Raw genomic sequence first — 19,878 nt, 5'->3', positions numbered from 1 at the left:
CGCAACCCCCGTTTTGCCACCGGTGCAGTCCGGATTCTGAGATTTTCCGGGTGCCGGATATCTTGGGCCCTGCAACCCCAGCTGTGAGCGCCGCCACAAGCGGTGGCTCCACGACCGCCGACCCCCGCGGCGGAGACCCCGCCCTCGGGTGAAGAAGGAGTGCCTGTGAGCGACAACGCAGTCGCCGAGAACGCCGCCGACCCGGCCGCGAACCCGACCCACGAGGACGAGGTCCTCGCCGAGCTGACGGCTCCGGTCCCCGAGGTGGGTGACGGCGGGCCCGAGATGGTGCAGCTGCTCACGCCCGAGGGCCAGCGCGTCGACAACACCGAGTACGACGAGTACGTCAAGGACCTCAGCGACGAGGACCTGCGCGGCTTCTACCGCGACCTCGTCCTCATCCGCCGCGTCGACGCCGAGGCCACCGCGCTCCAGCGCCAGGGCGAGCTCGGCATCTGGGCCAGCCTGCTCGGCCAGGAGGCCGCCCAGGTCGGTTCCGGCCGTGCGATGCGCCCGCAGGACTACGCCTTCCCGACCTACCGCGAGCACGGCGTCGCGTGGTGCCGCGGGGTCGACCCGCTCAACCTGCTCGGCCTCTTCCGCGGAGTCAACCACGGTGGCTGGGACCCGAACGAGAAGAACTTCCACCTCTACACGATCGTCATCGGCGCCCAGACGCTGCACGCCACCGGCTACGCCATGGGCATCCAGCGCGACGGCGACGTCGGCACCGGCGAGGAGGACCGCGACGCCGCGGTCATCGCCTACTTCGGTGACGGCGCGACCGCCCAGGGCGACGTCAACGAGTCGTTCGTCTACGCCGCGGTCAACAACGCGCCGGTCGTGTTCTTCTGCCAGAACAACCAGTGGGCCATCTCCGAGCCCAACGAGCGCCAGACCCGCATCCCGCTCTACCAGCGGGCGCGCGGCTTCGGCTTCCCCGGCGTGCGGGTCGACGGCAACGACGTCCTTGCGGTGTATGCCGTGACGCAGCAGGCGTTGAACGCCGCCCGGTCGGGCCAGGGCCCGACCTTCATCGAGGCGTACACCTACCGCATGGGTGCCCACACGACCTCCGATGACCCGACGAAGTACCGCGTCTCGGCCGAGGTCGAGGTGTGGAAGCACCGCGACCCGATCGAGCGGCTCAAGTCCTACCTCGTCCACGAGAACAAGGCCGACCAGGCATTCTTCGACCAGGTTGACGCCGAGGCCGACGAGCTCGCGGCCCACGTCCGCGAGGGCTGTCTGTCGATGCCCGACCCCACCGGTGACTCGATGTTCGACCACATCTACGTCGAGGAGCACCCCGTCGTGGAGGCCGAGCGCAAGGAGTTCGCCGCCTACCACGCCGGCTTCGCCGAGGAGGGGGGTCACTGATGGCCATGCACTCCCGGCCCCGCTCCTCGTCCTTGCGGGCCTCACTCCTTCGTCGTTCGTGTCCTCAGGAGGTCGTCGCGTGACCAACATGACCATTGCCAAGGGCATCAACAACGGGCTCCGCGCCGCGATGGAGCGCGACCCCAAGGTCGTCCTCATGGGTGAGGACATCGGCAAGCTCGGCGGCGTCTTCCGCGTCACCGAGGGCCTGCAGAAGGACTTCGGTGAGGAGCGGGTCATCGACACCCCGCTCGCCGAGGCTGGCATCGTCGGCACCGCGATCGGTCTGGCCCTGCGCGGCTACCGGCCGGTGGTCGAGATCCAGTTCGACGGGTTCATCTACCCGGCGTTCGACCACATCATCAGCCAGGTCGCCAAGATGCGCGCCCGCTCGCTCGGCAAGGTGACCCTGCCGATGGTGATCCGCATCCCCGTGGGTGGCGGCATCGGCGCGGTCGAGCACCACTCGGAGTCCAACGAGGCCTACTTCGCCCACACGGCCGGTCTCAAGGTCGTGTGCTGCTCCAACCCCGAGGACGCCTACTGGATGATCCAGCAGGCCATTGAGTCCGACGACCCGGTGCTGTTCTACGAACCCAAGCGCCGATACTGGGACAAGGGTGAGGTCGACACCGACTCCGCGTCGCGAGAGCTTTTGCGCGCCAACGTCGTTCGTGAGGGCACCGACCTGACCCTGCTGGCCTACGGGCCCATGGTCAAGACCTGCCTGCAGGCCGCCGAGGCGGCCGAGGCCGAGGGCAAGAGCCTCGAGGTCGTCGACCTGCGCTCGCTCAGCCCGCTCGACCTCGACACCCTCAAGGCCTCCACCGAGAAGACCGGCCGGGTCGTCGTCGTGCACGAGGCGCCGACGTTCCTCGGCATGGGTGCCGAGCTGGCGGCGCTGCTGCAGCAGGAGTGCTTCTACCACCTCGAGGCGCCGGTGATGCGGGTCGGCGGCTACAACCTGCCCTACCCGCCGAGCAAGCTCGAGGAGGAGTTCCTCCCGGACCTCGACCGCGTGCTCGACACCGTCGACCGCTCGCTGGCCTACTGAGCCACCTGACCGAAAGAGGCTGCGAAAACCCATGTCAGTCAAGGAGTTCAAGCTTCCCGACCCGGGTGAGGGCCTGACCGAGGCCGAGATCGTCACCTGGAACGTCAAGGTCGGCGACACCGTCAAGGTCAACGACATCGTGGTCGAGATCGAGACCGCCAAGTCGCTCGTCGAGCTGCCCGTGCCGTTCGCCGGCACCGTCACCGCCCTGCTCGTCGACGAGGGGTCGACCGTCGAGGTCGGCACCCCGATCATCGCCGTCGACACCGGTGGTGGCGCCGGGGCCGGTGCCCCGACGACCGTGCAGGACGCGCCCGCCGAGGGCCCGGTCGAGCCGGGTCTCGAGGGCAGCCCGGCCCCGAAGCTGGCTGCCGAGGTCGCCGCTGCTGCGGCGGACGAGGAGATCGAGGAGGGCAAGATCGGCGGCACGACCTCGACCGGTCGCACCGCGGTCCTCGTCGGCTACGGCGTCAAGCAGACCGAGGCCAAGCGCCGCCCGCGCAAGGGCAGTGCCGCACCCGAGGCACCTGCTGCTGCACCGACGGCACCGGCTGCACCCGCTGCCCCGGCGGCCGCCCCGGCGGCTGCTGCACCCGCTGCCCCAGCTGGCGGTGCGCGTGCGCTGGCCAAGCCCCCGGTGCGAAAGCTCGCCAAGGACCTCGGGGTCGACCTCGGCTCCGTCACGGGGTCCGGCGAGGGTGGCATCGTCACCCGCGCCGACGTCGAGGCGTATGCCGCGGGCGCGGGCTCCCAGCCCGCCGGCACCTCGGGTGACGCGACCGCCGCAGCCGGCGACGCGGCATACGTGGCGCCTGTCTTTGCCCAGTCCGGTGAGCGCGAGACGCGCGTGCCGATCAAGGGTGTCCGCAAGATGACGGCGCAGGCGATGGTGAGCAGCGCGTTCACGGCGCCGCACGTCACCGAGTGGGTGACCGTCGACGCAACCGCCACGATGGAGCTCGTCGAGCGGCTGAAGAAGGACCGCGAGTTCCGCGACGTCAAGGTCACGCCGCTGCTGGTGCTGGCCAAGGCGATGACGGTCGCGATCCGGCGCCACCCCGAGATCAACGCGACCTGGGACGAGGCCGCGCAGGAGATCGTGGTCAAGAACTACGTCAACCTCGGCATCGCCGCCGCCACCCCGCGCGGTCTCATCGTCCCGAACATCAAGGACGCCGACCGCATGTCGATGCGCCAGCTCGCCGAGGCGATCAGCGCCCTCACCGCGACCGCGCGCGAGGGTCGCACGCAGCCGGCCGACATGTCCGGCGGGACGATCACGATCACCAACGTCGGTGTCTTCGGTGTCGACACCGGCACCCCGATCATCAACCCGGGTGAGTCCGCGATCCTCGCGTTCGGTGCGATCCGGCGCCAGCCGTGGGTCGTCGAGCAGGCCGACGGCACCGAGACGATCGAGCCGCGCTGGGTCACCCAGCTGGCGCTGTCGTTCGACCACCGGCTCATCGACGGCGAGCTCGGCAGCAAGTTCATCGCCGATGTCGGCGCGATCCTCGCCGACCCGGCGCGCGGCCTCGTCTGGGGCTGAGCGAACGACCAACACCTGTGGGCTGCCAGAGGCGCGGAATGCTGCGCCCCTGGCAGCCCACAGCGGTGTCGACCCCGCGGGTCAGCCGGGCCTGGTGTCCTTGGAGTCGTCCTTGGAGCTGTCCCTGGACCCGCCGCCGTTGGTGGTGCTGCGGCGGCGCAGCGTCGGGTCGGGGACCCCGGCGGTGTAGACCATGTCGTGCTCGTCGCTCGACCCGACGAGCGGCATGCTGCCCAGCTGGCGCTCGATGTGCGGCCCCTGGTCGGCCAGCGGCACGACGGTCGGCGAGCCCGACCGCACGGCATACTCCTCGCCGCGCACCTTGACCGTCGTGTCGGGGCCGCGCCGCAGCGTGATGCTCATCTGGTGCTGCTCGAGCTCGACCAGCAGCGCCGACTCGTGGTGCTCGATCCGGTAGGTCAGCTTCGGCCAGGCCGCCGGCAGCCGCGGGTCGAAGGTCAGGGTGCCGTTGTAGTCGCGCATCCCACCGAACCCGTAGACGAGGCAGTTCCACACGCCACCGGTCGAGGCGATGTGCACGCCGTCGGGGGTGTTCCCGTGCAGGTTGGCGAGGTCGACGAAGAGGCCGGCGTAGAAGTACTTGAGCGCCAGGTCGCGGTAGCCCACCTCGGCCGCGATGATCGACTGAACCACCGCCGACAACGTCGAGTCACCCGTCGTGATCGGGTCGTAGTACTCGAAGTCGGCGCGCTTCTGGTCGCGCGTGAAGTCGTTGCCCTGCAACACCAACGCCGCCACGACGTCGGCCTGCTTGAGCACCTGGAACCGGTAGATCACCAGCGGGTGGTAGTGCAGCATCAGCGGCCGCTTCTCCCGCGGCGTCGCGGCGAGGTCCCATACCTCCCGTTCGAGGAAGTGCTGGTCCTGCGGGTGCACGCGCAGCGCGAAGTCGTACGGCACGTACATGCCGTCGGCGCAGTTGCCCCACTCGGCCGGCTCGTCCGGGTCGAGGTCGAGCTCCTGGCTGATCCGCTCGAACGCCCGCGGGTGGTCGGCTGCGATCTTCTCGCACCACCGCTTGGCCTGGCGCAGGTTGTCGCGCGCCATGACGTTGGTGAACAGGTTGTTGTTGACGACCGTCGTGTACTCGTCCGGGCCGGTGACGCCGTGGATCTGGAACGTCGGCTCACCACCGCGGTTGAGCCAGAACCCGAGATCGGCCCACATCCGCGCCGTCTCGATGAGGATCTCCAGCCCGCCGTGGAGCATGAAGTCCTCGTCGCCGGTGGCGCCCACGTACTTGTTGATGGCGTAGGCGATGTCGGCGTCGATGTGGAACTGCGCGGTGCCGGCTGCGTAGTAGGCCGAGGCCTCCTCGCCGTTGATGGTGCGCCACGGGAACAGCGCCCCGCGCTGGGAGAGCTCCCGCGCGCGCTGCCGCGCCTTGGGGAGCATGTGGTAGCGGAACCGCAGCGCACCACGGGTCACCCACGGGCTGGTGTAGTCGAAGAACGGCAGGACGTAGATCTCGGTGTCCCAGAAGTAGTGCCCCTCGTAGCCCGACCCGGTCACGCCCTTCGCGGGGATGCCGAGCTGTTCCACCCGCATCGACGCTGACGCGAGCTGGAAGAGGTTCCACCGGATCGCCTGCTGGAGCGCCGGGTGGTCGGCCACCTCGACGTCGGAGTCGCGCCAGAACCGGTCGAGGAAGCGGCGCTGCTCGGCGAAGCACTCAGCCACCCCTTCCTCTCGGACCCGGTCGAGGGTGCGTCGGCAGCGGTCGACCAGCTCGCGTGTGGGCACGCCACGTGAGGAGTGGTATGCCGCGACCTTGGTGATGCGGATCGGCACACCTTTGCGGGCGCGGACGCGGTAGACCTTCTTGGCGACGTCCTCCTCGGCGTGCGACAGCTCCTCGAACTCGTTGTCGGTGCGGATCTCGTGGTCGACGCCCACCGCCATCGTCATGCCGGAGTGGGCCGCCCGGTAGGCCAGCACGATCCGCCGGTCGCTGCTCCAGTGGCTCTGCGGCAGCAGCACCCGGTCGGCGAGGACGCTGCCCTTGCGCGGGTCGAAGCCGGCGCCCATCGCGTCGGCGGACGCGTGGTACTCGTCGGTGCCGTCCTGCCGGTTGAGCACCTGCGAGGAGATCGCCACCGGGGCGTCACCGTCGAGCAGGGTCACGTCGAACGTCATGACGGCCAGGTGGCGCTGCTCGAACGACACCATGCGCTTGGACTCCACGAGCACCCGCTGGCCGGAGGGCATGCGCCACACCAGCTCTCGCCGCAGCACGCCGTCGCGGAAGTCGAGGGTGCGGGAGTAGTCGTCGAGGTCGGCGATCGACAGCAGCAGCGGCTCGTCGTCGACGTAGAGCTTGATCGTCTTGACGTCCGGCACGTTGACGGTGGTCTGGCCGGTGCGGGCGAACCCGAACGCCTCCTCGGCGTGCCTGATCTGCCAGGTCTCGTGGAACCCGTTGATGTAGGTGCCGTGCAGGTAGGTGTCGCGGCCCTCCTCGACGTTGCCGCGCATGCCGAGGTAGCCGTTGCCGATGGCGAAGATGGTCTCGGTCGTGCCGAGGTCGTCGGTCGTGTAGCGCGTCTCGGTCAGTCCCCACTCGTTGATGGGGAAGCGGCCGCGGTCGAGCGGATCCGCCTGTGCCTCAAGGGCTTCCGGCCCGGGGGCGGTCACACCAGCTCCTCGAGGTCGCGCACGACGACGTCGGCGCCCTGGCCCAGCAGCGCCTGCTCGCCGGCGCCCCGGTCGACGCCGACCACGAGGCCGAAGTCGCCGGCCCGCCCGGCCGCGACGCCGGACAGGGCGTCCTCGACCACGACGGCACGCTCCTTGGGCACCTCGAGCTGGTCCGCGGCATACAGGAACGTCTCCGGGGAAGGCTTGCCCTGCAACGACTCCCGCGCCGCGACCGACCCGTCGACGACGACCTCGAACCGGTCCGCCAGCCCGGCCGCCTCGAGCACGGCGGGTGCGTTGCGCGAGGAGGAGACCACCGCGACCTTCGTGCCACGGGCGGCGAGGGCGTCGAGCAGGCGCACCGAACCGGCATACGGCTGCACACCCTCGTCGTGGAGGATCTGCGCGAAGACCGCGTTCTTGCGGTTGCCGAGCCCGCTGACGGTGTCCTGCGACGGGTCGTCCTCCGGGGTGCCCTCGGCGAGCTCGATTCCGCGCGAGGCGAGCATCGAGCGCACGCCGTCATACCGCGGCTTGCCGTCGATGTGGGCGAAGTAGTCCTGCGTCGTGTAGCCCGGGACCTCCGGGTGGGCGGAGGCGAGGTAGTCGCGGAACAGCCGCTCCCAGGCGCGCATGTGCACGTCGGCGGTCGGCGTCAGGACCCCGTCGAGGTCGAACAGCACGGCGTCGTAGTCATCCCACGTGACATCGCTCGATTTCACGCTTACCGAGGGTAGGGCACGAGGGGCGTGCCTTCGCCCTCAGGCGGGAGGAGCGGCCGGTGCCTCGGCCGTGCCGCGCTCGCTGTACGCCGACCCGCCACGCAGCTCGACGTGCGGCAGCAGCAGCATCACGAGGAAGCCCACGACCATCACGCCCGACCCGACGAGGAAGACGAGGTCCATCGAGTCGGAGAAGCCCTGGAGGAACGGCTTGGCCAGCCGCGGGTCGAGCTGGTTCAGGAAGGAGCTGTCCTTGAGGACGTCCCCTCCGGCGCCGGATACCCCGGAGCCGCCGCCCGCCTGGGCGGCCTGCAGGCTCTTGACGAACTGCGCGTTGGCCGGGTGCGCCAGCACCTGCGGGTCCTTGATCGCGCCCTGGAACTCCGCGGTCGGCACCGCCTTGGCCATCGCGGCCGCGATCTTGTCGCCCACGGTCGAGAACAGGATCGAGAGGAACACCGCGGTGCCGAGCGTGCCGCCGATCTGGCGGGTGAAGGTCGCCGACGACGTGGCGACGCCGATGAGGCGCGGCGACACGGCGTTCTGCACGGCGAGGGTGAGCGGCTGGAAGTTGAAGCCGAGACCCAGCCCGAAGAACACCATCACGACCATCGTCTGCCACAGCGGGGTGTCGGCGTGGACGTAGTGGAAGACGAACAGCGCGACCATGAGCAGCGCGGCACCGGTGATCGGGAAGCGGCGGTAGCGGCCGGTCTTGCTGATCACCTGGCCGGAGATGACCGACCCGGCCATGATGCCGAGCGTCAGCGGCAGCAGCATCAGGCCGGCCTCGGTCGGCGACGCGCCCTTGACGATCTGCAGGTAGAGCGGCAGCGCGGCGAGCCCGCCGAACATGGCCATGCCGATGAGCACCGACGCGCCCGACGCCACCGCGATGGTGCGGTTGCGGAACAGGTCGAGCGGCAGCAGCGCCTCGTCCTTCATGGCCCGCTCGACGAGCAGGAACGCGACGACACCGACGGCACCCACGACGAAGCAGGCCAGCGAGCGGCCCGACGTCCAGCCCCAGTCGCGCCCCTGCTCGGCCACGAGCAGCAACGGCACGAGGCCGACGGTCAGGGTGACCGCACCCCACCAGTCGATGCGGTGGTCGAGGCGGGTGTGGTGCAGGTGCAGGGTGCGCGCCACGACGACGAGGGCAGCGATGCCGATCGGCACGTTGACGAGGAAGACCCAGCGCCACCCGTCGATGCCGAGGATGCTCGACTGCCCGGCGAAGAACCCGCCGATGACCGGCCCCAGCACCGAGGACGTGCCGAAGACGGCGAGGAAGTAGCCCTGGTACTTGGCGCGCTCGCGCGGCGGCACGATGTCGCCGATGATCGCCAGTGCCAGCGAGAACAGGCCGCCGGCGCCGAGCCCCTGCACCGCGCGGAAGAACGCCAGCTGGAGCATCGAGGTGGCGAAGGTGCACAGGACCGACCCGACGATGAAGATCGTGATGGCCGTGGAGAAGAACTTCTTGCGGCCGTAGATGTCGGAGAGCTTGCCGTAGAGCGGCGTGACGATGGTCGAGGTGATGAGGTATGCCGTCGTCGCCCACGCCTGCTCGTCGAGCCCCTTGAGGTCGTCGGCGATGGTGCGGATCGCCGTCGCGACGATCGTCTGGTCGAGGGCGGCGAGGAACATGCCCATCATCAGGCCGACGAGGATCGTGACGATCTGCCGGTGGGTGAGGGGTCCCTCGGGACGGGCGGGGGCAGTGGCTGCCATGGTCAGTTCTCCGTGGTCGTGGGGGAGGAAGCGGTCGGGGAGGTCGTGGCCGAAGAAGTGGGGTCGAGGATGGTCGGCGCCTGGGCCTCGAGCGTGGCCGTGAACCGCTCGAGGTCGTCGGCGAACCGGCTGGCCTCCTCGGGCGTCCAGTCGGCCAGCAGCTCGCGGAACCACGCGAGCCGTTGCGCCTTGACCTGCTCGAGCAGGGCGAGCCCGTCGGGGCTGAGCCGCACCACCTGGGCGCGGCCGTCCTCGGGGTCGCTGACCTTCTCGAGCAGGCCGTGGCCGACGAGGGTGGTCACCTGTCGGCTGGTGGTCGAGATGTCGGAGTGGATCCGCTCGGCGAGCGCCGAGACCCGCAGCTCCTCCTGCGCGAGGTTGAACAGCAGCGGGTAGGCCATGGTGTCGATGGCCGGGTGGATGCGGGGTGCGCGCATCCGGACCACCTTGACCAGCTTGACCAACCGGACCAGGTCGAGGCTGACGCGCTCGGCCGTGGCGCGGTCGAGTGGGGACCGGTCGAGTCGGGACTGGTCCGAGGACGGTTTCTTGGGTGACACGGGCGGTGGCGCTCTCGACGAAAAATTTGCTTGCGGCATACAACTAGCACGAGATGGTTGCGCAACGCAAACAAGCCCCGGGAGGGGTGGCCGAACGGACGAGGGTCAGCTGACGAAGACGAGGTTCTCCAGCACCCGCCGCGCGACGTGCTCGTCGCCCTGGGCGGTCCAGTGGATGTCGTCCACCGTGCCGCGGCCGGCGGCCCTGCGCGTGACCGCGTCGGTCGAGGCGGTGATGGTGGTGAAGACGTCGTCGGGGTCGCCGTCGTGCGCGACGCCGGAGAAGAGGGGTATGCCGCGGGGCAAGCCGTCGTCGGACTGCTCCACCCACACGCCCGCGCGGCCCTTGACGGGTCCGGTGACCTCGAGGATGACGACGTTGCCCGGTGGCACCGCCGCGTCGCGCGCCACCAGCCGCGGGAACACCGAGAACAGCACGTCCACGAAGACCGCGGCCCCGCCGGAGTCGAGGTCGCCCGGCCGCCCCAGCGCCTGGCGGATGTCCTGCTCGTGGGTCCAGATGTCGAGGGTGCGGATGCGCAGCGCGTCGATGAGCGGGCGGTCGCCCAGCGGGGTGCGGACGACGCGGGTGCTGTCCACGGGCTCGGTGGCGTCCGGGCCGCCGGTCAGGTCGTCCATCCGCTGGGCGAGGACGGTCTCGAGCTCGGCGACGACCTTGTCGCCGCGCACCCGCCGCCGCTGCTCCACCGCCACCTCGGTGAACCGGCCGAGCTCGTTCCGCACGTGCGGGTAGTCGGGCACCTCCACCCGCGGCTGGCTGCCGCTGCGCATCCACGACTCGAGGCCCACGACGTGCGAGACCTGGTCCTTGACGGTCCAGCCGGGTGCGGCAGTCGGGCGGTCGAAGTCGGCGTCGGAGCAGCTGTGGCCGAGGTCGATGACGGCCTGCGTCGCCTGCCGGTAGGCCTCGACCAGGCCGGGGAAGTCCTCGGGTGCGGCCGGGTGCTGTGGCATGAACCCACCCTACGCAGGAGCGGCGAGGCTACTTAGGCTGTCCGCATGACGACGACCGTGCGCACCGCCCCGGGGAGCCGTCCCACGGGCCGGGACGCGGCCACCCCCGCCGGCGTGCCGTGGGTGGCGCTCGGCGTCGCGGCCGCGGTCGCCGCCCCGCTGGCCGCGATCATCGGCGAGGCCGCCGCGGCCCCGGTGATCGCCGACCCCGGCGTCGTCGTCCGCTGGGGGATCATCTACGCCCGCGTCGTCCACGACCTCGCGGCGGCGGCCACGATCGGCCTCCTCGGGCTCGCGGCATACCTCATGCCGGAGACCACGCGCACCCACCGCCGGGCCACGGCCACCCGCCTGGCGGCCATCGCGGCCGGTGTCTGGGCGCTCGCCTCCCTGGCGGTCGCGGTGCTCGGCATGGCCGACTTCATCGGCATCCCCGTGTCGGACCCGGCGTTCGGGCAGCAGTTCACGACGTTCGCGTGGCAGTTCGTCGCCACCCGCGTGCAGCTCATCACGACCGGGGTGGCGCTGCTGCTGGTGCCGTTCGCGCTGCTCGCCCGCAGCCGGGCGACGATGGCGTGGGCCTCGGTCGTCGCCGTCGCGGGCGTGGTCCCGCTCGCACTCGGAGGCCACTCGGCCGCGGCCAGCGACCACGCCACCGCAGTCAACTCCCTCGCCGTGCACCTCGTCGCGGCCGCGGTCTGGGTGGGTGGGCTGCTCGCACTCGCGGTGATGCGGCCGACGCTCGGCAAGGACCTCGCGGCCACCGCCGAGCGCTTCTCCGTCATCGCACTGTGGTGCTTCGGCGCCGTCGCGCTGTCGGGCATCCAGGCCGCGTGGCTGCGGCTGGGTTCACTGGACAACCTCGCGACGCGCTACGGCGTGCTGCTGCTCGTCAAGTCGCTGGCTCTCGTGCTGTTGGGTTACGCGGGGTGGCAGCACCGGCGGGCCCTGCTGCCCCGGCTGCGCGACGCCGGCTCGTCCACGGCCGCGTTCGTGCGGCTGGTGCTGGCCGAGCTCGTCGTCATGGGCGTCGCCATCGGCACCGGCGTCTCGCTGTCGCGGTCGGCGCCGCCCGTGCCCGACGAGGCCGTCCCCGACCCGACACCCGCGTTCCTCCTCACGGGCTACCCGGAGCCCCCGCGGTTCACGTCGGAGTCGTGGTTCACCACGTGGCAGACCGACTGGCTGTGGCTCGCCATCGCCTGCGTGGCCGTCGGCCTCTACGTCGGCGCGGTCGTGCGCCTGCGCCGCCGGGGTGACACCTGGCCGGTGCGCCGCACCGTGCTGTGGGTGCTCGGCTGGGTGGTGTTCGTGTATGCCGTGTCGGGCGCCCCGGGCGTGTACGGCCGGGTGCTCTTCTCGATGCACATGGTCATGCACATGGCGATCGCGATGCTCGTGCCGCTGCTGCTCGTGCCCGCGGCCCCGATCCTGCTCGCGCTGCGGGCGTTGACCCCTCGACGTGACAAGACGTGGGGTCCGCGCGAGGTGCTGCTGCAGGTCGTGCACTCGCGAGTCATGGCGGTGCTCGCCAACCCCGTCGTCGCCGCGGCCCTGTTCTTCTTCAGCCTCGCGATCTTCTACTACTCGCCGCTGTTCGAGCTGGCGCTGCGCACCCACACCGGGCACGAGCTGATGATGGTGCACTTCCTGCTCACCGGGTACCTCTTCGTATGGGTGCTCGTCGGCATCGACCCCGGCCCCAAGCGGTGGCCGCCGCTCATGCTGCTCGTCGTGCTGTTCGCGACGATGAGCTTCCACGCCTTCTTCGGGGTGGTCATGACCGGCAGCACGACCCTGCTGGCCCCCGGCTTCTTCGACGCGCTCAAGCTGCCGTGGATGACCGACCCGCTGGGCGACCAGCACCGGGCCGGCGCGATCGCCTGGGGCATCGGCGAGGCGCCGACGGTCGCGTTGACGCTCATGGTCGCCATCTCCTGGGTCCGCAGCGACCGGGCCGAGACCAGGCGCAAGGACCGCCAGGCCGAGCGCGACGGCGACGCCGAGCTCGCGGCATACAACGCCCACCTCCAGGAGCTGCGAAACAAGGGCAGCCAGCGATGAGTTGGACCCACTGACGAGCCGCCCTCCCGCGACGAACGAGGAAGCACGATGACCAGCATGCGCGTGGCCCTGATCCAGGTCGCGTACGGCGACGACGAGCCGATGGACGCCCGCATCGAGCGGGTGGCCGGCCTGGTGCGCGAGCACGGGCCCGGGCACGACCTCGTGGTGCTGCCCGAGCTGTGGGCCCCGGGCGGCTTCGCCTACCGCGAGTGGGCCGACCGCGCCCAGCCCATCGACGGCCCGATCGGGCAGGTGATGTCGGCGGCCGCCCGGGACGCTGGCGTGACGCTGCACGCGGGCTCGATCGTCGAGCAGCGCGAGTCGTCATCGGTTGCCGACGGGGACCACGGCCTGTCGAACACCTCGCTCGTCTACGGTCCCGACGGCGAGCTCATCGCGGCATACCGGAAGATCCACCGCTTCGGGTTCGGGGCGGGCGAGCCCCGGCTCATGGACGCCGGTGAGGAGGTCGTCGTCGTCGACCTGCCGCTGGCGACCAGCCCCGGCGAGACGGTGCGGGTGGGGCTCTCGACGTGCTACGACCTGCGCTTCCCCGAGCTCTACCGCCGCCAGCTCGACGACGGTGCGTCCGTGTTCCTCGTGCCCGCCGCGTGGCCGGCGCCGCGGGTGCGGCACTGGACCCTGCTCGCCCACGCCCGGGCCGTCGAGAACCAGTGCGTCGTCATCGCCTGCAACACGGCCGGCACGCACGCGGGCACCGAGATGGGCGGCCACTCGCAGGTCGTGTCGGCCAAGGGCGACGCCCTCGCGATGGCCGGCACTGGCGAAGAGGTGGTGCGCGTCGAGATCGACCTCGACGAGACCGCCCAGTGGCGCGAGCAGTTCCCCGTCCTCGCGGACCGGCGACTGTGACCGCCCAAGCCCACGGCACGGCCCGTGGCACCCGGCTGCGTGCGCCCGAGCTGCGTGGTCGCGGCTGGCTCAACACCGGCGAGGTCGAGGTGTCGCTGGCCGACCTGCGCGGGCGGGTCGTCGTGCTCGACTTCTGGACCTTCTGCTGCGTCAACTGCCTGCACGTGCTCGACGAGCTGCGCCCGCTGGAGGAGGAGTACGCCGACTCGCTCGTCCTCATCGGGGTCCACTCGCCGAAGTTCGAGCACGAGGCCGACCCGGACGCGTTGGCGGCGGCGGTGGAGCGGTATGCCGTGCACCACCCGGTGCTCGACGACCCCGAGCTCGTGACGTGGCAGGCCTACACGGCCCGGGCGTGGCCGACGCTGGTCGTCATCGACCCCGAGGGCTACATCGTCGCCTCCATGTCGGGGGAGGGACACGCGCACGGGCTGCGGGTCCTCATCGAGGAGCTCATCGCCGAGCACCGCGCGAAAGGCACTCTGCGCGAAGGGGTTTCGCCCTACACGCCCCCGCCGCCGGCGCAGACGGCGCTGCGCTTCCCGGGAAAGGTCGTGGCGCTGGACGACGGGTCGTTCCTCGTCAGCGACACCGCGCACCACGGCGTCGTCCAGCTCGAGGCCGACCTCGAGACCGAGCGTCGCCGGTTCGGTGGCGCCGTTGGTCGAGCGGGCGTTGATCGAACCGGCGAGGTGCGAGTAGGCCAGCCCGGGTTGCTCAACGAGCCGCAGGGGCTGCTCCTTCTGCCGCCGGAGGTGCGCGCCAGGGTCGGTTACGACGTGGTCGTTGCCGACTCCGTCAACCACCAGGTCAAGGGGCTGCGGCTGGCCGACGGCGCGTGGACCGTCCTCGCCGGGACGGGGCGCCAGCTGCGCGAACGGTCCGGCGGTGGGCCGGCGCTGAAGCAGGACCTGTCGACCCCGTGGGACGTCGCGTGGTTCGCCGACCGGGTCGTCATCGCCATGGCGGGCACGCACCAGCTGTGGGCGCTGCACCTGGCGACGGACCCGGCCGAGAACACGGTGGCCGTGCTGGGCGGCACGACCGCCGAGGGCATCCGCGACGGCGCGGCCGACGAGGCGTGGTTCGCGCAGCCGTCGGGACTGGCCACTGCGCCGGCTCCTGACGGTGAACGGTCGACCCGACTCTGGGTGGCCGACTCCGAGACGTCCGCGCTGCGCTCGCTCGACCTCACCGACGAGGGCTTCACGGTCACCACACACGTGGGCCAGGGGCTGTTCGACTTCGGCCACCGGGACGGCCCGGCCGCCGAGGCGCTGCTCCAGCACCCGCTCGGGGTCACCGCGCTGCCCGACGGCTCGGTGGCGGTCAGTGACACCTACAACGGTGCGATCCGCCGGTTCGACCCGGTGACCGGAGAGGTCAGCACACTGGCGACCGGTCTCGCCGAGCCGAGCGATGCGGTCGTCGAGCCGGCCAGCGACGGCGGCCCGGCAGCCCTGGTCGTGGTCGAGTCCGCCGCCCACCGGCTCACGCGGATCCCGTTGCCCGACAAGGCGACCCGTGTCGACGGGCTGGCGCACCGCACCCAGCGTCCCCGCACCGAGGTGGCACCCGACGCGGTCGACCTGACCGTCACGTTCACGCCGCCGACTGGTCAGAAGCTCGACCGGCGCTGGGGCGACCCGACCCGGCTGATGGTGTCGGCCACCCCCGAGTCGCTGCTGCGCGAGGGCGCGGGCAGTGCGGAGGGGCTCACCCGCCGGCTCGTGCTCGACCCCGCCGTCGGTGACGGCGTGCTCCACGTCTCGGTGCAGGCCGCTGCGTGTGACGGGGACCCCGACACCGGCGAGGTGCCCGAGCACGCCGCCTGCCACCTCTACCAGCAGGACTGGGGCATCCCGGTCGTCCTCACGCCGGGCGCCCCCGCCGAGCTCGCCCTCGACCTGCGCGGCACCCGCTAGCGACGCGGCAGACGCGTCGACCCACGTTCGCGCAGTTCGGCACTGCTCGCGCAGCTGCGGGTGCGCGAACAGTGCCAACCTGCGCGATCGTCACCCCTCAGCCGCGATACTCCCAGTGCCACGGCTCGGGCAGCTTGCCGCCAGGCTCGGCCCAGTCGGGGTGCACCCAGCCGAACTTGGGGCCGTTGGCCTTCATCCAGCGGTAGGCGTCGCTGCCGAACGTGCCCACCCCGCCGCACAGGTCGACCGCCTTGCCGAGCCCGTGCTCGCTGGTGCCGGGCTTCGCAGCCCACTTGCCGCGCTTGGCCTTGACGGCGACCTGCTCCTCCAGCGAGCGGTAGGAGTCGGTCACGCACAGCGCACGGCCGTTCTCCCGCTCGTAGGCCATGCTCAGCGCGTTGAACGCCGCGGCCGCCCGCGGACGCAGCGACTCGCCCTTGTCGCCGTACAAGGCGCACCGTGCGCTCGCCGGGACCCGTCCGTTCGCGTAGCCGCGCTCGTCACTGCTGCACGCCCGCGCCCCCTTGAACGCCACCAGCTGCACGGTCCGCAGCTGGGTCGACGAGCACTGGGGAGCCTTCTCGGTCGAGGTCGTGAACGCGTCCGAGACGTACCGGCCGTCGCCGACCTTGTTCCAGACGTCGGTCGCGCCGTAGGGACCGGAGACCCGAGTTCCCTTGGTACGGCAGGAGATCGTGAGTGACGCGCCCTTCGCGACGGTGCCGACCGCGGCATACCCGGTGCCCGGCCCGGAGCGCACGGTGAGGGGCGACTCCTGGGTGCGCACCTGCCCCATCGCGGCGTTGGCGGCGGCGGCGCCGCCGAACAGCACGCCGAGCCCGAGCACGGACACCAGCGCGAGGCGGGCGGGCCTGCGGCGAAGGATCGTGGCGAGTGCGGACATCGGGTGCTCCTGGGTGTTTCGGGTGGGCGTCTCCCACCCCGCGAGCAGGAACGTAAGCCGCCACACGGCGCACCGTCGATGGGGAACACTCCCCACCGCCAGGGCACAACTTGGTCGCGATCTGGAGTTTTCGCACAGCATTGCCGCAGGTCAGGGGCCCGGGACGCTACAGTCATGGGCGCCGGGACAACCCCCCACCTGCAACCAGGAGGACAGAGCATGTACATCGGAGTCGGCATCTTCTTGCTCGTCGTCGGCGCGATCATCACGTTCGCCTACACCGGCGACGCGACCCTTGGTGGAGTGCTGAGCGTGCACGCCGTCGGCTGGATCTGCATCATCGCCGGTGTGCTGGCGATCATCCTGTCGCTCGTGATGCGGCCCCGCCGTGACACCGGCAGCTACTCCACCCGCCGGGTCAGCCAGACAGACCCCAACACGGGCACCCGCGTCGACGAGACCCACGTCGACCGCGACCGCTGACACACCGCCGGCACCGGCCGGCAACACAGCTCGACCTCACGGGGCGGCGCCACCTTTCGTTGTGGCGCCGCCCCTTTGGTATGCCGCGTGGTCGCCTCGACGGGTAGTTCTCCCCATCGACGTCGCGCTTCGCCTCTCCTAGCGTCCTCGACGAAGCAGCCGGTCCGACAAGGGGGCGGGCCGAACCAATCACGAGTCAGGAGAATGCAATGCGCACACTCAGCATGAGCGAGAAGCCGGTCCGCCTGGCGGTCGCGGGAGCCATCGGGCTCGCCGTCGTCGCCGGTGGTGCAGCGGTCGCCGACGCCGCGACCGGCACGGTCCGGACCTCCGGCGCCAACCTCACGGTCCGCACCGGCCCCGGCACGGGCTACGGCGCCGTGGGCACCGTCAGTAAGGGCCAGAAGGTCAACATCATCTGCCAGACCTACGGCAGCACCGTCCGTGGCACCTACGGCACGTCGAACATCTGGGACAAGATCGGCACGGGCCGCTACGTCTCCGACGCCTACATCTACACCGGTTCCGACGGCATGGTCGCGCCCAAGTGTGGCGGTGGCTCCACCAACCCGGCCCCGACCGGCGCGATCAAGGACGACTACCCCTACCGCGGTGCCACCTCGGGCGTCGACCGCTGGAACTTCTACAAGGGCCAGTGCACGTCCTTCGCCGCGTGGCGGGTCAACCACAACCTCGGCATCAAGTTCACCAACCAGTACAAGGGCCAGCACTGGGGCAACGCCAACCACTGGGACAACGCCGCCCGTGGCGCCGGCATCCCCGTGTCGGGCACCCCGCACGTCGGTGACATCGCGGTCCGCAACTCCGGCACCTGGGGCCACGTCGCCTACGTCGCCAAGGTGAACCGCGATGGGTCGTTCATGGTGGAGGAGTACAACCACGTGCGCCCCGACACCTACAGCTACCGCAAGGCCACCAAGGGTGAGGGCAGCGACCAGTTCAGCCAGTTCATCCACTTCCGGCGCTAGGTGACACAACGCATTCCGGTCTGCCGAAGGGCCGGCTCCCGTGGGGAGCCGGCCCTTCGCGTGTGCCCGGGATCGGGCGGGGTCAGAACGCGCTCTCGGGCACGTCCATGAGCGTGTTGTCGGTGGCCTCGGCGATCGCGCGCTCGGCGGCAATCTTCGGCAGGACGGTGCGGGCGAAGAACGACGCGGCGGCGATCTTGCCCTCGTAGAAGTCCTTGTCCTTGGCCGACACGTCACCGGCAGCGAGCGCCTTGTGCGCGACGTCGGCCTGGCGCAGCAGCAGCCAGCCGATGACGAGGTCGCCGGCGGCGAGCAGCAGCCGCGAGGTGTTCTGGCCGACCTTGTAGACGTTGCGGATGTCGTTCGACTCGTCCGCGCGCACGTCGGACTTCATCAGCTCGCCGACCATGTACCCGAGGATGCCCTGGACGTTCTCAAGGGCCTCACCGAGCAGCTCGCGCTCGCGGTCGATGCGGCCGTCGGTTGCGCCGAGGTCCTTGGCGAACTCCTGCACCTGCATCGCCACCGCGGCCAGGGCCTGCGCCTTGTCCTTGATGATCTTGCGGAAGAAGAAGTCCATCCCCTGGATCGCGGTGGTGCCCTCGTAGAGGGTGTCGATCTTGGCGTCGCGGATGTACTGCTCGATCGGGTAGTCCTGCAGGAAGCCGGACCCACCGAGCGTCTGTAGCGACTCGGTGCCGAGCAGCACCCACGCGCGCTCCGAGCCGACGCCCTTGACGATCGGCAGCAGCAGGTCGTTGATGCGGCTCGCGACCTCGGCGGGGCTGTCCTTCTCGAGCTCCTCCGAACCGGTCTCGAGCTGGGCCTGGTCGACGATGTCCTGCTGGGTCGCGGTGTAGACGACCAGCGCGCGCAGCCCCTCGGCATACGCCTTCTGGGTCATCAGCGAGCGCCGCACGTCCGGGTGGTGCGTGATGGTCACGCGAGGCGCGGCCTTGTCGGCCTGCTGGGTGAGGTCGGCACCCTGGACGCGCTGCTTCGCATAGTCCAGGGCGTTGAGGTATGCCGTGGAGAGCGTCGAGATCGCCTTGGTACCCACCAGCATTCGCGCGTGCTCGATGACGCGGAACATCTGCGCGATGCCGTCGTGCTTGTCACCGAGCAGGGTGCCGGACGCCGGCTCCTTGTCGCCGAAGGTGAGCTCGCAGGTGGTCGAGACCTTGAGGCCCATCTTGTGCTCGAGGTTGGTGACGTAGACGCCGTTGCGCTCGCCGAGCTCACCGGTCTCGAGGTCGACGTGGTACTTGGGGACGATGAACAGCGACAGGCCCTTGGTGCCGGCGCCGGCGCCTTCGGGGCGGGCCAGCACGAAGTGGATGACGTTGTCGGTCATGTCGGACTCACCGGAGGTGATGAACCGCTTGACGCCGGTGACGTTCCACGTGCCGTCGCCGTTGTCGTGCGCCTTGGTGCGGCCGGCGCCCACGTCCGACCCGGCGTCGGGCTCGGTCAGCACCATCGTGCAGTGCCAGCCCTTCTCGATGATCCAGCGGGCCATCTTCTTCTGCTCGTCGGTGCCGAGGATGTAGAGCAGCTTGGCGAACGAGTAGGACGCGGCGAACATCGCGATGGCCGGGTTGGCGCCGAGCACCATCTCGTTCATGGCCCACTTGAGCGACGGGGGAGCGACGGTGCCGTCGAGCTCGCCGGGCACGTCGACGTTCCAGAAGCCGGAGTCGGTGTAGGCCGCGTAGCTCTTCTTGAACGACTCGGGCATCGTCACCGAGTAGGTCTTCGGGTCGTAGACCGGCGGGTTGCGGTCGGCATCGGTGAACGACTCGGCCAGCTCGTTCTCCGAGAGGCGGGCCACCTCCTTGAGCATCTCCTTGGCGGTGTCCGCGTCGACCTCGGCGTACGGGCCGCTGCCCAGCACGTCCTGGCGGCCGAAGACCTCGAACAGGTTGAACTCGAGGTCGCGCAGGTTGCTCTTGTAGTGGCCCATCGGGCACCTCCACTGTCGTGGGACGTCGGTGTCGTTCACTGG

General features: G+C 70.5%; 15 protein-coding genes. 8 read left to right on the top strand and 7 right to left on the bottom strand.

Features of this window, described 5'->3' with window-relative positions; all coding sequences use genetic code 11:
- The first annotated feature begins 165 nt into the window (after positions 1-165).
- The 3 genes from pdhA (at position 166) to HJG52_RS15205 (ending at position 3,983) form a co-directional block, all read left to right on the top strand.
- Positions 166-1,380 (top strand): pyruvate dehydrogenase (acetyl-transferring) E1 component subunit alpha, encoded by a 1,215-nt coding sequence (pdhA, locus tag HJG52_RS15215; RefSeq protein ID WP_430413353.1) that lies wholly within the window; start codon positions 166-168, stop codon positions 1,378-1,380.
- A gap of 88 nt (positions 1,381-1,468) precedes the next feature.
- Positions 1,469-2,434, top strand: coding sequence for an alpha-ketoacid dehydrogenase subunit beta (locus HJG52_RS15210; RefSeq protein WP_171244573.1), 966 nt, complete (start codon positions 1,469-1,471; stop codon positions 2,432-2,434).
- Positions 2,435-2,465: 31 nt separating this feature from the next.
- Positions 2,466-3,983 (top strand): dihydrolipoamide acetyltransferase family protein, encoded by a 1,518-nt coding sequence (locus tag HJG52_RS15205; RefSeq protein WP_171244455.1) that lies wholly within the window; start codon positions 2,466-2,468, stop codon positions 3,981-3,983.
- Positions 3,984-4,064: 81 nt separating this feature from the next.
- Here HJG52_RS15205 and HJG52_RS15200 read toward each other — a convergent pair whose 3' ends face one another.
- The 5 genes from HJG52_RS15200 to HJG52_RS15180 form a co-directional block, all read right to left on the bottom strand.
- Positions 4,065-6,638, bottom strand: a complete 2,574-nt coding sequence (locus HJG52_RS15200) for a glycoside hydrolase family 65 protein (protein WP_171244454.1) — start codon at positions 6,636-6,638, stop codon at positions 4,065-4,067.
- On the bottom strand, positions 6,635-7,363 hold the full coding sequence (locus HJG52_RS15195) for a beta-phosphoglucomutase family hydrolase (protein ID WP_171244453.1): 729 nt from the start codon (positions 7,361-7,363) through the stop codon (positions 6,635-6,637). Before HJG52_RS15195 ends, HJG52_RS15200 begins: the two co-directional genes overlap by 4 nt.
- 39 nt (positions 7,364-7,402) lie before the next feature.
- On the bottom strand, positions 7,403-9,097 hold the full coding sequence (locus HJG52_RS15190; protein WP_171244452.1) for an MDR family MFS transporter: 1,695 nt from the start codon (positions 9,095-9,097) through the stop codon (positions 7,403-7,405).
- A 2-nt stretch (positions 9,098-9,099) separates the two neighbouring features.
- Positions 9,100-9,657, bottom strand: coding sequence for a MarR family transcriptional regulator (locus HJG52_RS15185; protein WP_171244451.1), 558 nt, complete (start codon positions 9,655-9,657; stop codon positions 9,100-9,102).
- A 105-nt stretch (positions 9,658-9,762) separates the two neighbouring features.
- Positions 9,763-10,632: a maleylpyruvate isomerase family mycothiol-dependent enzyme gene (locus HJG52_RS15180; protein WP_171244450.1), complete on the bottom strand. Its 870-nt coding sequence runs from the start codon at positions 10,630-10,632 to the stop codon at positions 9,763-9,765.
- A gap of 45 nt (positions 10,633-10,677) precedes the next feature.
- On the opposite strand from HJG52_RS15180, the gene HJG52_RS15175 reads away from it, so the two are divergent.
- The 3 genes from HJG52_RS15175 to HJG52_RS15165 are packed head-to-tail and all read left to right on the top strand — an operon-like array spanning position 10,678 to position 15,497.
- Complete coding sequence (locus HJG52_RS15175) at positions 10,678-12,696, top strand: bifunctional copper resistance protein CopD/cytochrome c oxidase assembly protein (RefSeq protein ID WP_171244449.1); 2,019 nt, start codon at positions 10,678-10,680, stop codon at positions 12,694-12,696.
- Between the two features lie 48 nt (positions 12,697-12,744).
- Positions 12,745-13,572: a carbon-nitrogen family hydrolase gene (locus HJG52_RS15170; protein ID WP_346767764.1), complete on the top strand. Its 828-nt coding sequence runs from the start codon at positions 12,745-12,747 to the stop codon at positions 13,570-13,572.
- Positions 13,569-15,497, top strand: coding sequence for a thioredoxin-like domain-containing protein (locus tag HJG52_RS15165; protein WP_171244448.1), 1,929 nt, complete (start codon positions 13,569-13,571; stop codon positions 15,495-15,497). The genes HJG52_RS15170 and HJG52_RS15165 overlap by 4 nt, the downstream gene beginning before the upstream one ends.
- Before the next feature lie 97 nt (positions 15,498-15,594).
- Here HJG52_RS15165 and HJG52_RS15160 read toward each other — a convergent pair whose 3' ends face one another.
- Positions 15,595-16,401 (bottom strand): D-alanyl-D-alanine carboxypeptidase family protein, encoded by an 807-nt coding sequence (locus HJG52_RS15160; protein ID WP_171244447.1) that lies wholly within the window; start codon positions 16,399-16,401, stop codon positions 15,595-15,597.
- Between the two features lie 219 nt (positions 16,402-16,620).
- On the opposite strand from HJG52_RS15160, the gene HJG52_RS15155 reads away from it, so the two are divergent.
- Together HJG52_RS15155 and HJG52_RS15150 are read left to right on the top strand one after the other, a co-directional pair.
- Positions 16,621-16,884: a DUF6458 family protein gene (locus HJG52_RS15155; RefSeq protein ID WP_171244446.1), complete on the top strand. Its 264-nt coding sequence runs from the start codon at positions 16,621-16,623 to the stop codon at positions 16,882-16,884.
- 209 nt (positions 16,885-17,093) lie between these two features.
- Positions 17,094-17,873: a CHAP domain-containing protein gene (locus HJG52_RS15150; protein ID WP_171244445.1), complete on the top strand. Its 780-nt coding sequence runs from the start codon at positions 17,094-17,096 to the stop codon at positions 17,871-17,873.
- Between the two features lie 82 nt (positions 17,874-17,955).
- Here HJG52_RS15150 and HJG52_RS15145 read toward each other — a convergent pair whose 3' ends face one another.
- Positions 17,956-19,836: an acyl-CoA dehydrogenase gene (locus HJG52_RS15145; protein WP_171244444.1), complete on the bottom strand. Its 1,881-nt coding sequence runs from the start codon at positions 19,834-19,836 to the stop codon at positions 17,956-17,958.
- Positions 19,837-19,878 lie beyond the last annotated feature (42 nt).

Source organism: Knoellia koreensis (assembly GCF_013041615.1).
Classification (GTDB): Bacteria; Actinomycetota; Actinomycetes; order Actinomycetales; family Dermatophilaceae; genus Pedococcus; species Pedococcus koreensis.
This window is presented reverse-complemented; position numbering and strand designations above follow the sequence as displayed.

Coding starts and splice junctions, on each gene's coding strand:
- HJG52_RS15210 (WP_171244573.1), top strand. CDS start 1,469: ATGACCATTGCCAAGGGCATCAACAACGGGCTCCGCGCCGCGATGGAG.
- HJG52_RS15205 (WP_171244455.1), top strand. CDS start 2,466: ATGTCAGTCAAGGAGTTCAAGCTTCCCGACCCGGGTGAGGGCCTGACC.
- HJG52_RS15190 (WP_171244452.1), bottom strand. CDS start 9,097: ATGGCAGCCACTGCCCCCGCCCGTCCCGAGGGACCCCTCACCCACCGG.
- HJG52_RS15180 (WP_171244450.1), bottom strand. CDS start 10,632: ATGCCACAGCACCCGGCCGCACCCGAGGACTTCCCCGGCCTGGTCGAG.
- HJG52_RS15175 (WP_171244449.1), top strand. CDS start 10,678: ATGACGACGACCGTGCGCACCGCCCCGGGGAGCCGTCCCACGGGCCGG.
- HJG52_RS15170 (WP_346767764.1), top strand. CDS start 12,745: ATGACCAGCATGCGCGTGGCCCTGATCCAGGTCGCGTACGGCGACGAC.
- HJG52_RS15160 (WP_171244447.1), bottom strand. CDS start 16,401: ATGTCCGCACTCGCCACGATCCTTCGCCGCAGGCCCGCCCGCCTCGCG.
- HJG52_RS15155 (WP_171244446.1), top strand. CDS start 16,621: ATGTACATCGGAGTCGGCATCTTCTTGCTCGTCGTCGGCGCGATCATC.
- HJG52_RS15150 (WP_171244445.1), top strand. CDS start 17,094: ATGCGCACACTCAGCATGAGCGAGAAGCCGGTCCGCCTGGCGGTCGCG.
- HJG52_RS15145 (WP_171244444.1), bottom strand. CDS start 19,836: ATGGGCCACTACAAGAGCAACCTGCGCGACCTCGAGTTCAACCTGTTC.